The sequence below is a fragment of the Legionella dresdenensis genome, from assembly GCF_042649825.1.
Classification (GTDB): domain Bacteria; phylum Pseudomonadota; class Gammaproteobacteria; order Legionellales; family Legionellaceae; genus Legionella_C; species Legionella_C dresdenensis.
Genome location: NZ_JBHSAB010000024.1, coordinates 1 through 15,241 on the forward strand (window position 1 = coordinate 1; position 15,241 = coordinate 15,241).

Below are 15,241 nucleotides of genomic sequence, written 5' to 3' on the forward strand. Positions count from 1 at the left end.
TTGGACCAAAGAGCAAGGTCAATGGTTAATAATCAAGCAGCTTAAGGCAGCGCCATTGGGCTGTAAAGCCAACATTTCATTCTGGCAAGGAGTGTTGAGCTTCACAGCCCAACCAATAAAGTTTCAGGATCAATAGTACTACCCTGGATTTTCAGTGTCTTACGCCGGCTGCTTATCCCGCGAACCAATGTAACCTGTCGCACTGGTACCGCGAATAAACGAGCGATATATTGTTGCAGGGTTTCGTTTGCGCGGCCTTCAACAGGCGGCGCATTGAGTCGGATTTTTAACAAACCGTCATACAACCCAGTGATTTCGGTAGTTTTTGCTCCCGGCTGGACATAAACCTGTAATGTAATTAGCTCTTTATCATGTTGATACCACATTTACTTTCTGCCAGCCGTTTCCCTGATATATTGTAAATGCTGTCTGGCTGCTTCCTGCTCGGCTTTCCGGCGTGTCGCGCCTTGACCATATGTCGTTTTATTCAGGCTTTTTATCGTACAACTGACCCGGAAAATCTGCTCGTGCTCTTCACCGCTCACCTCAATGAGAATATATTCCGGTAAAGATTTTTTATTTGCCTGCAGATGTTCCTGTAATTGGGTTTTAGCATCTTTCAGATTATCCTGCAATTTAGTATCAGAAAGCCTTGTATGGTAAAGCTTGAGGATTAGCAGACGAGCCTGTTCGATATTGCTATCGAGGAACACAGCAGCGATAACAGCCTCTACCGCATCAGCAAGTATGGATGCACGACGGAAGCCGCCGCTTTTTAGTTCTCCTTGTCCCAGGAAAAGATAATCTCCCAATTGCAATTCCATGGCGATATCAGCCAGCATATCACCTTTTACCAGAAACGACCGCAAACGGCTTAACTGCCCTTCGCTCTCATTGGGAAATTGCTCAAACAGCGCATTAGCAATGACAAAACTCAGTATCGAATCACCTAAAAATTCAAAACGTTCATTATTGATATTACCGGCGCTGCGATGCGTCAGCGCCTGTTTCAGGAGCGATATATTATTAAATTCGTACCCCAGCCGCCGGCATAAACGCTTTAAATCAATTGGAACCAACTTTTACCTCTTGCAATTCATGAAAATCAAATTTCAGGCTTACGTTATAAACCAAAGGCTTAATCACAGTATAATTAAGTTCTATTTTATAACTGCCGTCATCCTGGGGTGTAATTCGGATCTGTTCGGGTTTCAATTCAATGCCATTGACATACAATTGATTCTCCAACTTATTCTTCAGTACCGAGGCATTAACCATACGGTCATCCGTAAAATTGGTTTGATCAAGTGATTGCAAAGCCTTGAGCGAACTTTTAACCTCAAAGTTCTGAATATAAACCGGCACAATCCTCAAAACAACAATAGCGATAATAATAACCGTAGCTGTTGTTAACAACATACCAATCAGAGTAATTCCTTTTTGCTTTCTCATTGTCATATCCTTATGTTACTGACTCATTAGATTTCCTAGTGAATAATCCGGCCTATACCAGACCATCTGACACTATCAGTCGCGCCATTCCAGCTCATCCACACCAGCAGCGCTTTACCACGCAGGTATTCATCATCTACGAACCCCCAATAGCGGCTATCGGCGCTGTCATCCCGGTTATCGCCCATCATAAAATATTTGCCGGCTGGCACTTCAAGATCAAAGTTTTCGGCAGGCAAATCAGGACGAATATAAATATCATGCTCGACACCATTGAGATTTTCCCGGTATTTGGCAACAGCTTTACCTGAACTTTCATCAGTGGTGTACTCAACAAAATTTTGTTTCATTTCCTTGCCATTAATGGTCAGGACTTTATTATGATAGCTGACTTTATCGCCAGGTACGCCGATAACCCGCTTGATATAATCATAAGAAGGATCGGGCGGCCAGCGGAAAATCGCAATCTCGCCAGTTTTTGGATCGCTTACCGGAATCACTTTCTTTTCCCACACAGGCAAACGTAATCCATAGGCAAATTTATTCACAGCCAGAAAGTCGCCGATAAGAAGCGTTGGCTCAAGCGAGCCAGAAGGAATGCGGAAAGGCTCAATCAAAAAAGAGCGCAACAATAACACAAAGAAAAATACCGGGAAAAATGAACGGGAATATTCAATAATTTTTCCAGGCCGTTGATCCTGACCACGCTTTTTCGACCAGAACAGCACATCCAGCAAGTAGATGATACCGCTTACCAGCGAAAGGATTACTAGCACTAAAGCAAAGTTCATATTAATTCCTGTCTGTTATCTTTCGGCTATTTTTTTCGATCGGTTTGAAACACCGCCATAAATGCTTCCTGTGGAATTTCCACATGCCCGACTTGTTTCATTCGTTTTTTACCTGCTTTTTGTTTTTCAAGTAATTTACGTTTGCGGGTGATGTCGCCGCCATAACATTTCGCCGTCACATTTTTACGCAGCGCTTTAACCGTCTGGCGTGCAATGATATGGCTACCCAATGCGGCCTGAATCGCCACATCAAACATCTGACGAGGTATCAATTCACGCAACTTGTCTGCCAACGCCTTACCGCGAGTATGAGCAGTACTGCGGTGGACAATCACGGCCAGGGCGTCAACTTTTTCACCGTTAATCAGTACGTCCATTTTTACCAGATCCGCTTCATCAAAACGCAGGAAGTTATAATCCAGTGAAGCATAACCACGGCTGACAGATTTCAAACGATCAAAGAAATCCGAAACTACTTCGCTCATCGGCAAATCATAGGTAACCGATACCTGCCGGCCGCTGTACATCATACTGACCTGAACGCCTCTGCGCTCGACGCAAAGCGTTATGACCTGACCTAAATAATCATTGGGTACAAGAATATTAGCCCGGACGATGGGTTCGAACATCTGTTTGATTTGCGGACTGGGCGGTAATTGTGACGGGTTATCGATCATTAAGGTTTCACCCTTGGTAGTCACAATTTTATAAACAACTGTCGGCGCTGTAGAAATCAAATCAAGATCGTATTCGCGCTCGAGCCGCTCCTGAATAATTTCCATATGCAGCATACCGAGAAAACCGCAACGGAAACCAAACCCCAGAGCCTCAGATGATTCTGGCTCGTAAAACAGGGATGCGTCATTAAGACTCAATTTGGCCAACGCTTCCCTGAATGCCTCGAAATCATCGGAACTAATCGGGAAAAGACCGGCATAAACTTGCGGTTTCACACGTTGGAAACCAGGTAGCTGAGTATCAGCAGGCGTACGGTCAAGCGTCAGAGTATCACCGACAGGCGCACCCTGAATATCTTTAATACCGGCGATAACATAACCGACTTCGCCTGCTTTAAGTTCGGCAAGACTGGTTCTCTTGGGCGTGAAAATACCAACCTGATCCACTTCATAGGCCCGGCCAGTAGACATTACGCGCATTTTGTCGCCTTTTCGCAGCGTTCCATTAACGATGCGAACCAGCGAGACAACCCCAAGATAGCTATCAAACCATGAATCAATGATAAGGGCTTGTAGCGGCGCAGTAGTATCGCCTGTAGGCGGTGGAATATATTCAACCAATGCCTCCAGCACATCCTGAACACCCAGGCCGCTTTTCGCGCTGGCATGAATGGCATGATGGGCTTCTACGCCGATAATATCCTCTATTTCAGCAACCACACGCTCCGGTTCTGCCTGTGGCAAATCAATTTTATTCAGTACGGGTAAAACTTCCAACCCTTGTTCAATAGCGGTATAACACACGGCTACCGTCTGAGCTTCCACTCCCTGGGCGGCATCCACGACCAGGATAGCGCCCTCGCAGGCAGCGAGTGAACGCGATACTTCGTAACTGAAGTCAACATGCCCCGGGGTATCAATAAAGTTCAGCAAATAGGTTTTGCCGTTTTTGGCTTTGTAATTCAGCGAAACGCTTTGCGCTTTGATGGTAATGCCGCGCTCGCGCTCGATATCCATGGAATCCAGTACCTGATCAGCCATTTCCCGGTCGGAAAGGCCGCCGCAGAATTGAATAAATCGATCAGCCAAAGTCGATTTACCATGATCAATATGGGCAATAATTGAAAAATTACGGATTAAACTTAAATCGCTCAACTTAAAAACCTGCTGGTAAAATTGGCTTATTCTAACGTATTAATCAAGTCACAGAAAGCCTCAATGAAGATTTACTATAGCAAACAATGTAAAGTCTGTACCCAAGCACAACCTGTTTTGCATTTTATGATCTGATTGATCCGTTTATTTTCAAATGAATTATTTTTATGATATAAGGATCCATTAATAATCAATTGTTATAATTAATTACCGAAGATAGATTAACAGGACTGTTGTATGCCAAACCTTACACGCTTTTACATTGGACAAAAAGAAAACTCTCATGCCCAAAGATTCAAAAAAGAACTCGAAGCTCGTGGATTAACCACGTCTGTAGATAAAGTAAACAATCTTATTTATATCGACTTGATTAACACGCCTTTTTCAGCGATCGCAAAGTTCGATAATTCGGAAGAACCTGATACAGGTTATCATGAGCTAAGTTATCAGGATTACGTAATTGCATCTATAAGAACGGGTTCGGATTCCCTTCCGGCAAAAGGGGCTTGCGTCTGTCTTAAAAATATTCAGTTATTACCCAAAAATCTCAAGGATAGCCAGGAAAAAGTTTGTTCGATACCGGCAGAAGAACCAGTAGCAATAAAGCCTGCCACAAAAGGAAGCCCTGGCCTGAGGCGTGCCGGCCTTTTCTTTAAGAGCTTAAAAACATTACCAGAAACAATTTGTAATTTTACGGTTAATATCCGCTAGAATACGTTTGCTGAGGGCTGCTTTTTTGACTACAATGAGGACTTTGTCAAACTACAGGATGCCGCCCCATGCGACGATTAATTACGCTTTGCCTTGCCTTTGCAACATTGCTTTCTGGTTATAATGCCAATGCTGATCAGAATTTTACCCAACGAAAAGATGTTCAGCAATTTATTAATTTTATGGTTACTAAACATGGTTTCCAACGCAAGGATCTGGTTAACACCTTTAATAATGTGCAAGTACAACCGCGGATTATTGAATCGATGGAAAAACCCTATGAAAAAAAAACCTGGGATGTCTATAAACAACTGTTTTTAACCCAGCAACGGGTTCAGGGTGGTATTGAATTCTGGCAGGCAAATCAGAAAGCGTTAATGCAGGCAGAAAAAAAATACCATGTTCCTGCCAATATCATTGTCGCTATTATTGGTGTTGAAACATTATATGGTAAAAATCAGGGGAATTACCGCGTGCTGGATGCGCTATCCACTCTGGCGTTCAATTATCCCAAGCGCGAAGAGTTTTTTAAAAAAGAATTGGCTGAATATCTGATCCTTTGCCGTGAACATAATGTTCAGCCTACGCAATACCTGGGTTCCTATGCCGGAGCAATGGGGAAACCGCAATTCATGCCTAGCAGTTACCGTTATTACGCAGCCGATTTTACCGGTAACCCGAAAAAAGATTTAATGAATGATGATAATGCAGTAATTGCCAGTGTAGCTAACTACTTTCATAAACATGGCTGGATGCCTAATCAGGGTGTTGCACAACCAGCACAGATTTATGGTAGCGGCTACAAAAAAATTAATACTACAAATAAAACAGCCGCTTATGACAAGAAACAATTGGCCGCTGCGGGTGTTAAACCCGTTACTGCTGCAGTTAATCCACCTGAAAAAGCCGGCTTGATTGAATTAATTAACCAGAGCGGTTCTGAATATTGGCTGGCTTATCCCAATTTTTATGTGATTACCCGTTACAACAGCAGCCCACAATATGCCATGGCCGTTTACCTTCTGTCGCAACAGTTGAAAACGCAATGGGCGAGTTCCACGCAAGGGAAAAAATTTGCCTACGCATAATAATTTTTCTCCTGAACCAGGGCCCGGTTCAGGAGCTCCTTCGCTATAATCTGGCTAAAAAGGACGACAGTGACAACTTGTTATATTTTTGCAAAATATCTTACCGAACATTCTTGTCAATGTATTGTTCTGGATAATCAAAATGCCGTAGAACTGACCTTAGCGGATAGGCATTTTGATGAAATCAGACAAATCCAGAACACGGCCCGCACTGTTATTGTCCTTTCTTGCGAACACTTCTCGATCCACAACCCTGAACTACCCTTACTCAATGATAAAAAAGCCGGTACCGTGTTGCCTTTTGCCTTAGAAGAAAACCTGGCGGAAAATCTCGATGACCTGCATTTTGCATTCAGTCGAAATCATTATAAACAGGGGCGTTATCAAGTTGCTGTGTGCAACAAAATTTTTCTGGCGGATATTATTAGTCGTCTGAAAGAAAATAATCTCCGGTTTGATTGCATCACTGTTGACTGGTTTGCACTGGCCGATGGGGAAGGCTGCCTGTCTGGTTCAGGATTACTGATAAATGATCAGACTGGTTTTTGCGGTTATCTAAACCAGGATTTTGTTCCTATCTATTTGAAGACCCGTCCGGAAGATTTAAAAATTTATTCATTTGCCGATACTGATCCTGCGCTGCAAACAACCGGTACAACATCTGAATCAGAAATGTCTGCCAGCTGGATTGCCAAGCGCTTACAATCCCGCCCGCTGCTCAATCTTTGCCGCGGCGAGTTTGCCCATGAGACGGCAACAGGGAATCAGAAAATCTGGTATTATGCCGCCGCCGGAATGATTGGATTATGGCTGCTTGCAGTCATTGCTGTTGATGCCATTAAAATTCATCAGTTGAATAATAAAATAGCTGCTGTTGATCAGCAGATAGCAACGATTTATTATAAATTCTTTCCTGAAGCCAAACAGGTAATCAGCCCGCGCTTTCGCATTGAGCAATTCCTGAAAACACATAACAGCGGCACTGATAACGCGCTCTGGTTGTTATTAAATCAATTATCAGCTGCAAACCAACAAACCCAGTCGGTCATTGAAAAATTACGGTTTCAAAACCAGATTCTGCAAGTCAGTTTAATCGCTAAAGATTTTAATACTCTGGAAACGCTGCAGACTGCCTTGCAAAAAGCACAACTTAAAGTTAAGCAATCACAGGCTGCTTCACGGGATCAGCAGGTAGCCGCAACACTGGAGCTTGGGTTATGATGCAGTATTGGGCAAATCTGAACGAACGTGACCGGGTTGCAGCCATTGTCGGTGTTGCTGTTTTGATTGCCTATTTATTCTATTTGCTAGTTTATTCACCATTAAATAACGCTGTTGCCAGTAAAACCAAAGAACTGCAGGAAAAACAGGTTACCTATAACTGGATGCAACAAGTAAGTACCAGCACAACAACATCCAGGTCATTGATTACAACTACTAATAACAAGCTGCTCACTGTTATCGCCAGTCAGTTGCAGGCTCCTGCTTTTCAGAAATTTCCCAATCAGCTGCAACAAACCAGCCAGGGGGATATTCAGCTTGGCTTTGAAACTGTACCTTATAATCAATTTTTGAAATGGTTATGGGCCTTGGGGAATCAATATGCAATTACGGTGAAAACGTTGGCGATCAATAATACTGGCACGCCGGGATTAGTGAAGGTCACTGCTGTTATTGGGTCATGATGCAGCAGTTTTAAGGAGTGTTGGGCTGCACTTCGTTTAACCCAACCTACCCTTATTATAACAGTGTAGGTTGGGCTGTAAAGCCCAACATTTCATTTATTCAACAATAGATATACTTTTTACAAGAGAGTTATTACACTGGCGCTTTTTTAAATCGGTGTAAAATAATAATGACAAAACCAAAAAAGTGGCTCTCGGATTTACATAATCACCTTAATGGAAGCGTTAGTTGGGATTTTTTAAGCAGAACAGCCACAAAAAATGCTCGCATGGATGAATATAACAAGTTGGTAAAGTTGAAAGAGGATTATCACAAGCTTGCCGCTGAACAACCCGAAGAAGGCTTTGCCAAAAACGTTATAACCCTTATATGGCAGCAATTCGAATTTATTCATCAAATTATTCAGGATTTAAGCGATATCTATGAGGCGGTTTTAGATGTTGTTGAAAATACTGTTGCGGAATACATTGAAATCAGAACAACGCCCAAAAAGCTTAAGGGCGAGTCGAGAGACAAATATATTGATACGTTTGTGGCGGCATTAAATAAAGCAAATGAAACAATAAAAGATAAACAAGCCTTTGGTTTGTTAAGCCTGGACAGAACAGTACATACCCTGGCTGATGCAGAACAATTTATTCACAGAATCCGCGAAAACCGTGCTGTATTACATGGACTGGACATTTCCGGCAACCCGGCTGCTGCAAGAACACTGACCGGAGATCAACTTCACGATGTTGTTCTTCTGGCGCTAAATAGTGATATTCCAATCGCCGTTCATATGGCAGAAACCAAAAGTAAAATAGAAGAAGACGATACGGATTGTGTTTTAATGGCCTTGGAACAATGGAAATTAAAACAACCGGCACAAGTGAAAAACCTGTTCGAAGGTAAAGTCAGATTAGGTCATTGCATTTATTTAACAGAGCAGCAACAAAAGAAAATTGCCGAACTCCAGATTCCAATTGAGATATGCCCTACTTGCCATAGCCGATTAAATTGGCATTTGGAAAAAGACCCCCATCCAGTCAGAGGGGTTTATGATGATATCAGTGATCCTGTTACTATTGGAACCGATGATGAAACGCTATTTTCTGCCACCGCGGAAACCGAAGTAAGGCATGGGATTGGCTTTTTTCATAACAGGAAAGGATTAACTGAAGAGCAGATAATGGTGCATCAAGCAAAATATCGGTTTTGATTTCCAGTGTTAAAAAATAAATTAAGGAGTTTTGGGCTGCACTTATATGACAGTGTAGGTTGGGTCGTTTTGACCCAACATTTCCTTACTCACCAGCTTTTGTTGGGTCAAACGACCCAACCTACCTATTCACTAACATTAGTCTGTACATTTCCCCAGTTCTTAACGCCTGCCCCCTGTTTAATATCATCCGGCAGTGAATTCAGCGCTTCCTGCGCCTCTTCTTTTGAGTTATAGCTGCCATAGAGGCCTTTATAATGCGCCTTACCATTACGGTTATATTTAATTTCAGCCATGCGATCTTTTTTCGGAGCTTTGTAGAGCTGTTTGGCTACATGGGAGGCTTTTTCACTATCGGCAATTTCTATGGTATAACCTTGTGGATTCTGGCTATTAACCCACTGCCGGTCTACATCTTTGGCGGGAGTCGGTGAATGATAGGCGCCGACATGATAGGAATCGGGCACTTTAGCGTTTCGGCCGTATTCCGGCTGCGTCTGATTCGTGTAATCAATGGTGACATTATAGTTTTGGTACTGCATGTCATTATAGTTATAAGGCTGATAAGCAGGATAATTACTACCCATATTATCATCATCAACCATAGTACAACCTGCCATTAAACAAAGGCAAAGTCCAGAGATGAGTGTACGTGTTTTCATACCGTCCTTCCCTCTTTTTGTTTTTATTGGGATATTATAAGTGTAGACGGTTTGGGAATATTTTTTAATTTCTGATACCATCGGATTAATAGTTTTTCAGATCGGGCTTTACCATGTGGACTCATAGACGCTCAGGACAATCAAATCAGCGCGGTGCGCAAGACCATCGTGATCCTTATGAACGTGACAGAACACGGGTAATCCATTGCCCGGCATTCAGACGCTTGCAACGCAAAACCCAGATTCTTGGCACCGATGAAGGCGATTTTCATCGCACCCGGCTAACTCACTCGCTTGAAGTTGCTTCAATAGGCTGCAGCATTGTCCGTAATCTGGCTATTAATCATCAGGAAACTGTTCTTGCAAGCCTGCTGCCTAATGATGATTTAATCAGTGTTATCTGCCTGCTCCATGACATAGGCCACCCGCCCTTTGGACATGGCGGCGAAGTAGCGCTCAATTATATGATGCGTGATCATGGTGGTTTTGAAGGCAATGCCCAGACACTGAGACTGCTTACCAAGGTTGAAAACAGTTATGGCGATTTCGGGCTTGATCTTACTCGCCGCTCCCTGTTAGGGATCCTGAAATACCCGGTAAATCGCGATGCGGTTGTTGCCCCGCAACAATCAAAACCGCTTGATAATATGCACAAGACGATTCGAGTCAATGACTGGTTACCGCCGAAAGCGTATTTTGACAGCGAACAACCAGAAATTGACTGGCTGCTTGCGCCATTTCACGATGCCGATCGCCAGTTATTTCAATCACTTCAAAAACAGCCGGTTGATAAACAGCATGGCAAAGCGGCTTATCATGGTTTTGACTGCTCCATTATGGATGCCGCTGATGATATCGCTTATGGTGTCCATGATTTGGAAGATGCCATTCATTTACGGTTAATTAATCGCGATCAACTGGATAACCATGAATTCCGCCAACTGCTTGAAAACGCTGATTTTGGCAGTAGTCCTGATAAAATACTGAATGCCCTGTTTGCCTCCGAGGCTGGTAAATTGAAACAGGTTATCGGGGAGATGGTTAATTTTTTTATTACCGCGACCCAAATTTCAATTACCAATGAGCAGTTTGAAAACCCGTTACTGAAACATAATATCGTTTTGGAGCCAAGAGCAGCCCTGCTGCTGGATTACTTAAAAAACAGTATCTATAAACATGTTATTGATTCTCAGGAAGCAAGAACGTTTGAATATGGCGGGCAAACAGTGGTACTGCGGTTGTTTGAAGCTATCAGTTCTAATCCGTCAAGTCTGCTGGATAACAAAAACCGCGAATTATACAGCCGGGCCAAAGATGAAAATGCTGCTTTTCGTGTAGTATGTGATTATATTGCAAATATGACTGATGAATACGCATACCGGATGCATGAAAGATTATTTGGATTTAATACCAGAACTATTTTTGAGCGGCTTTGAAAAAAGCCGCCATCCGGTTATGGCGTCCCCAGGGGGATTCGAACCCCCGTTACCGCCGTGAAAGGGCGATGTCCTAGGCCTCTAGACGATGGGGACCTTGGGATGGTCTAACAACTACTACAAACAACACTAAAAAAATAGCCTGAAATGGCGTCCCCAGGGGGATTCGAACCCCCGTTACCGCCGTGAAAGGGCGATGTCCTAGGCCTCTAGACGATGGGGACCTGGAACTATTTTTCTTACCACCACAAAACATCAGTTTAATGGTGGTGGAGCTAGGCGGGATCGAACCGCCGACCTCTTGCATGCCATGCAAGCGCTCTCCCAGCTGAGCTATAGCCCCTCAAAGAGATTGGCAGTTTAATGACAGACCTGTTATCTGTCAAGCAATTTTTAAAAAAATAACACTTTACATGGAATGTCAGAATTTACAGCCTAAATTTTATTAAAATAACCGTAGGTTGAGCCGTTTGACCAACATTTCCTTTATTCACCATCTTTTTGTTGGGTCAAACGACCCAAACTACCGCCATTGATCAAACATCAGGAAATTAATAGCATAGACGATATGTTCAAATAATGTTATAATAGTACTTTATTATTACATATTATTAATTAATAACTTAAACAGAGTACGGTAATAAGTTTCTTTTAAAATTATCTAAGTTAACGAGAACTAGACAATGAAAATTACAGACTTAAAGACATTTTTCAATCTAATAGACCAAAATAGCCCCGAACTTCTTAAGCCCAATAATATACATTTATTTATACATGAAGGCTACGTATCTCCTGAAGATTGCAAAGGTATTACAAAGGCTTTAAGCGATTTTCCCAGCAACTCTTCCCTAGATTTACATTTGGATTTTTCGTATTATCCCGCTATTCAATCCATTGCTATTGCCATTGCAGCGGGGTTGGAAAAAGGTAAATATCCTGCAGGATTGAAGATTAATCTGGATAATGAATCGTGTAAAAACGCATGTGCAATTGCATTAGCACAAGCCTTAGAATCGGGAAATTGTCGGCTTCCTTTATCGATTTTTCTTAGGTACGTCTTTGATGAAGGCGTAAAAGCATTAGTAAAAGCATTAACTAGTGGAAAATGCCCAAATGGTTTACACCTTAATATAAGCGCTGGTATAGGGAAAGAAGATTTAAAAGAGCTTGTTGCTGCTATACAAAACCCGCAATGCCCACAAAATTTGAGCTTAAGGCTAAATTGTTCTCATGATGATGCGGCAAAAACACTAGCGTCTGCATTCCAAAGCGGAAAGTGTCAACGAGGCCTTCATGTCGAACTTATAAATTATCATAATACTGCTACAATCATGGCTGAAGTTTTTGAGAGTGGGCAATTACCGCCGGGGTTTCACTTCAAGTTTTCTAAGGAATCAAATGCAGGTGCAGCATTGCTTGCTAATACATTAGAGAAAGCCTTCATTGAAAAGAAGTTGCCTGCTGGTTTTGGGATTAGTTTTGATTCGCTACATTCTCCTCACATTGAAATAAGCAATCGTATCAAGAACGTGCTAAAAGCAAACGAAGCATGGCATGCTGCACAAGCTTGTATTACCCTTCAGCAAGGTTATAGACAAATTGAGTGCCTGCTTTTCATCTTAAATCAGGATGTTTTAAATACTATTTACTCCTATATTATTTTTTCAAGTATCCAACCATTTTTCGAACGTGAAGAAAAGAGAATAAGAACTAGCGAATGTTGTGTTGCGTATTCATATGAATTCCCTTATGAAAAAGTGGAGAAAGAACAAAAAATTTTTATTAACAAGCTTCAAACCTTATTTTTCAAACCGAAATTGCTTGAATCCGGACAAGATTCTCATTCACCTGATAAAGTTGAAAAAGGGCAACATGAGGAAAGACCGGAATGCTGATACAAAAAAATTACTTCCCTTTTTAAGTACTGAAACATCACATTTCGTGACTCCCCACGTCATCCCGAGTGCAGCGAGGGATCTCCCTTGCGCTGTTATCGCTTTCTTGCAACATTCGCAATATTTAACTCCTGCCTAAAGTGTTTCTATAATTTGTTCGTAGTCTTTCATGGGGCTATTTGATCATAAACACATAATTTTCAAGCGCTTTTTACATTAATTTAGTACGTGCCGTTTGTTGGAGATCCCTCGCTGCACTCGGGATGACGTGAATTAAAGCGTGTTAAGAGTAGTTCTTCTTTGTTGCACTTGAACAATCATTGATCTCAGTGAGCATATTTAATATAATGCAATCTATTAACTACTTATATAGAGAACTCATTATGGCTACCTGGAAGGGCGATCTTGATTCAACGTATTATCTATTCTATCAGGGCAAAAACACTTTTCAGACTCAGGCGGCAAACTATACCGGGAATCAGACTGTTATCACTACCACAGGAGAAGCTGTTCGTTATAACCAACCATCGATTTTAGCTTTTCCCCCCAACCGTTTGTGGCTTTATCCTGAAATCAACGAAATAAACAGAGAATCAAAGTTCAGCCTGACGCGGATTAAATTATGGCTTAAAAACATTCAAATAAGAAACCGCAAGCCTGATGATTACCAACCACCCTATCCAATTAATGAAAGCGGCCGTGTTAAAAATTTCAGCGTTAATCCTGCGCTGGCCTCTCTGGGTCAGAAGACTGATATCAGCAACCACGCCCGCAAAGCGAACGCTTTGTCCGCTGCAGTCGGACCAGATAAAAAAACTGTCTATTATGGTGTTTCACGCGGCGGCTCTACTACCTTTGTATCATTGGCCATGAATCGCTATCCGGCTGCGTTATGCGTTCTTGAAGGCGCGCCAGCATCGATTAGCGGATTGTTTAAAGTCTATTTCTCACGCTGGCTAGGCAAGCTTCTTTATAATAAATTCATTGCTTACCTTTTTCTGGGCAGACAACATGTAGCAGAAAAAAATCAACAGGCACGAGCGCAAGTAGAACAATTTCCGTTAGATGTACCATTAGTTATTGTATCCTCGCGTAACGATGGTATTGTTGCTCATAAAAGCAGCTTTAGTCTGGCGTTACGGGTAGCCAATCATCGGATTCAGGCGATTGAAAATGGCGCAACTAATGTTCAGCCAGTTTATTTTCTGCAACTGGATAAGGCAGGACATAATTCTTATTTTGATACCAGAACCTATGATGGTATTCGCTACCAGAACTTTTTACATGCGGTCTATAGAAAACATAATTTACCTTATGTTGAGGAGTATGCCGATCGGGGTGAATGCGAGTTTATAACGTCTGAGTTAACTCAGGGTGTTTTAAGGCCGCAAGTTATTCTACAAAGAGAGTTCTGGCAAAATCGGGAAGAGCGGAAAGCGACTCGTAACAAAGCGTATGACTCCCTCCATGCGAAAAATGTTACTCTCCCGCTTCGAGCCATCAGCATGGCTGCTGAAATGCCTTTATTCGCCAAACATCGAAGTTGTCTGTCGTTTTTTAATCGGACGGCGACGCAGAAAAACCTGGATAGGCTGGGCGAAAAGATGGCTGCGCTGCCACGATTAGGTTAAGGAGTTGTTGGGCTTTACAGCCCAACCTACAAAAATTATCCGGCATAAAGCTGGTTTTTAACCAGGCAGTTTCATTTCCGGATAGAAATTGCACCACATCCGCTCACAATAGCTATACAGATTTTTATGTTTTAATACAGAGGCCTTCAACTGATCTTCAAACGGCTGCCAGACAATATTAGCCAGGAATGCAAAAGCCGATGCATCAATACTGGTTGGCTCATCACCCATAAAATAGGATTGCTCGCCCAGAATGACAGCCAGTGCATCAACTGCCGCTGCAGTCATAGCAGCTATTTCTTCGGCAGTATGACGCCCTGTTCCCTGCACAAATAATGCTTGAAGCATTTTTTTACGGACTGCTTTCGGTACAAAAAGCTTCGCCAGCGCAGGCAATCTTGAAAAATAAGCTGGCTTTACGTAAGCCCATCCTGTTTCCGTATACCAGCGCGAGTAGAGAATCAGCCAGTATAACCGCTCGCTTAGCATAGCGTCCAACACCACTGCAGAGGCTTTCTGCTGTTCGGTTAAGCCTTTATCAAGGCTGTCGCCAAATTTCTGTTTCAAAAACTGAATAATTAATTCACTGTCAGCAACCGGCTGACCATCAATTTTAATATAAGGAAATTTACCCTTTGGACTTTTGCGCGGATCCATTACGTAACGGTTTTCATAGGGCAATTCGACCATTCGCAGGTAAGTTTCGATTTTCATGCAAAACGGGCTGGCATTGGGTAATCCCCACACACTGGGAAATTGATAGAGAGTGATCATGAAACGTTCCTTTGCGATCATACAAAAGGAGTAATTATACGAAAGGCAGGCATTTCTGCAATTGCCTTTTTCAATTACAACC

The 15,241-nt window shown here is 42.4% G+C and carries 15 protein-coding genes and 3 tRNA genes; 8 read left to right on the forward strand and 10 right to left on the reverse strand.

What is annotated here, in order from left to right; all coding sequences use genetic code 11:
* Positions 1-101: 101 nt before the first annotated feature.
* From ACFORL_RS10280 to lepA, 5 genes are read right to left on the reverse strand one after another with little or no spacing between them, the layout of a single operon-like run.
* Positions 102-386: a DUF167 domain-containing protein gene (locus ACFORL_RS10280; protein ID WP_382343700.1), complete on the reverse strand. Its 285-nt coding sequence runs from the start codon at positions 384-386 to the stop codon at positions 102-104.
* On the reverse strand, positions 387-1,079 hold the full coding sequence (gene rnc / locus ACFORL_RS10285) for a ribonuclease III (RefSeq protein ID WP_382343702.1): 693 nt from the start codon (positions 1,077-1,079) through the stop codon (positions 387-389).
* Complete coding sequence (locus tag ACFORL_RS10290; protein WP_382343704.1) at positions 1,066-1,452, reverse strand: DUF4845 domain-containing protein; 387 nt, start codon at positions 1,450-1,452, stop codon at positions 1,066-1,068. The genes rnc and ACFORL_RS10290 overlap by 14 nt, the downstream gene beginning before the upstream one ends.
* A 35-nt stretch (positions 1,453-1,487) precedes the next feature.
* Positions 1,488-2,243: a signal peptidase I gene (gene lepB, locus ACFORL_RS10295; RefSeq protein ID WP_382343706.1), complete on the reverse strand. Its 756-nt coding sequence runs from the start codon at positions 2,241-2,243 to the stop codon at positions 1,488-1,490.
* 26 nt (positions 2,244-2,269) lie between these two features.
* On the reverse strand, positions 2,270-4,075 hold the full coding sequence (lepA, locus tag ACFORL_RS10300; RefSeq protein WP_382343708.1) for a translation elongation factor 4: 1,806 nt from the start codon (positions 4,073-4,075) through the stop codon (positions 2,270-2,272).
* A gap of 237 nt (positions 4,076-4,312) precedes the next feature.
* On the opposite strand from lepA, the gene ACFORL_RS10305 reads away from it, so the two are divergent.
* The 5 genes from ACFORL_RS10305 (at position 4,313) to ACFORL_RS10325 (ending at position 8,761) form a co-directional block, all read left to right on the forward strand.
* Positions 4,313-4,786 (forward strand): hypothetical protein, encoded by a 474-nt coding sequence (locus ACFORL_RS10305; RefSeq protein ID WP_382343710.1) that lies wholly within the window; start codon positions 4,313-4,315, stop codon positions 4,784-4,786.
* A 68-nt stretch (positions 4,787-4,854) separates the two neighbouring features.
* Complete coding sequence (gene mltB, locus ACFORL_RS10310; protein WP_382343712.1) at positions 4,855-5,874, forward strand: lytic murein transglycosylase B; 1,020 nt, start codon at positions 4,855-4,857, stop codon at positions 5,872-5,874.
* Positions 5,875-5,943: 69 nt separating this feature from the next.
* Entirely contained in the window at positions 5,944-7,095 is a 1,152-nt protein-coding gene (gene gspL / locus ACFORL_RS10315; protein WP_382343714.1) for a type II secretion system protein GspL, read from the forward strand.
* Positions 7,092-7,559, forward strand: coding sequence for a type II secretion system protein GspM (gene gspM, locus ACFORL_RS10320; RefSeq protein WP_382343716.1), 468 nt, complete (start codon positions 7,092-7,094; stop codon positions 7,557-7,559). Before gspL ends, gspM begins: the two co-directional genes overlap by 4 nt.
* A gap of 170 nt (positions 7,560-7,729) precedes the next feature.
* Positions 7,730-8,761, forward strand: a complete 1,032-nt coding sequence (locus ACFORL_RS10325; protein ID WP_382343718.1) for an amidohydrolase family protein — start codon at positions 7,730-7,732, stop codon at positions 8,759-8,761.
* Positions 8,762-8,886: 125 nt separating this feature from the next.
* On the opposite strand, the gene ACFORL_RS10330 is transcribed toward ACFORL_RS10325, so the two are convergent.
* Positions 8,887-9,423, reverse strand: a complete 537-nt coding sequence (locus tag ACFORL_RS10330; protein WP_382343720.1) for an SPOR domain-containing protein — start codon at positions 9,421-9,423, stop codon at positions 8,887-8,889.
* Positions 9,424-9,536: 113 nt separating this feature from the next.
* Between ACFORL_RS10330 and ACFORL_RS10335 the strand changes: the two genes are divergently transcribed.
* Positions 9,537-10,859 (forward strand): anti-phage deoxyguanosine triphosphatase, encoded by a 1,323-nt coding sequence (locus ACFORL_RS10335; RefSeq protein WP_382343722.1) that lies wholly within the window; start codon positions 9,537-9,539, stop codon positions 10,857-10,859.
* A gap of 20 nt (positions 10,860-10,879) precedes the next feature.
* Here ACFORL_RS10335 and ACFORL_RS10340 read toward each other — a convergent pair.
* The 3 genes from ACFORL_RS10340 to ACFORL_RS10350 all read right to left on the reverse strand — a co-directional run bounded on the left by ACFORL_RS10340 (position 10,880) and on the right by ACFORL_RS10350 (position 11,202).
* Positions 10,880-10,955 (reverse strand) — tRNA-Glu (locus tag ACFORL_RS10340).
* Between the two features lie 52 nt (positions 10,956-11,007).
* Positions 11,008-11,083 (reverse strand) — tRNA-Glu (locus tag ACFORL_RS10345).
* A gap of 43 nt (positions 11,084-11,126) precedes the next feature.
* Positions 11,127-11,202, reverse strand: a tRNA-Ala gene (locus tag ACFORL_RS10350).
* A gap of 340 nt (positions 11,203-11,542) precedes the next feature.
* Between ACFORL_RS10350 and ACFORL_RS10355 the strand changes: the two genes are divergently transcribed.
* Positions 11,543-12,754: a hypothetical protein gene (locus tag ACFORL_RS10355; protein WP_382343724.1), complete on the forward strand. Its 1,212-nt coding sequence runs from the start codon at positions 11,543-11,545 to the stop codon at positions 12,752-12,754.
* A gap of 383 nt (positions 12,755-13,137) precedes the next feature.
* Entirely contained in the window at positions 13,138-14,385 is a 1,248-nt protein-coding gene (locus ACFORL_RS10360) for a hypothetical protein (RefSeq protein ID WP_382343726.1), read from the forward strand.
* A gap of 57 nt (positions 14,386-14,442) precedes the next feature.
* On the opposite strand, the gene ACFORL_RS10365 is transcribed toward ACFORL_RS10360, so the two are convergent.
* Positions 14,443-15,159 carry a glutathione S-transferase family protein gene (locus ACFORL_RS10365; protein WP_382343728.1) on the reverse strand — a complete coding sequence of 239 codons (717 nt, stop codon included), beginning with the start codon at positions 15,157-15,159 and terminating at the stop codon, positions 14,443-14,445.
* Positions 15,160-15,241: the final 82 nt, after the last annotated feature.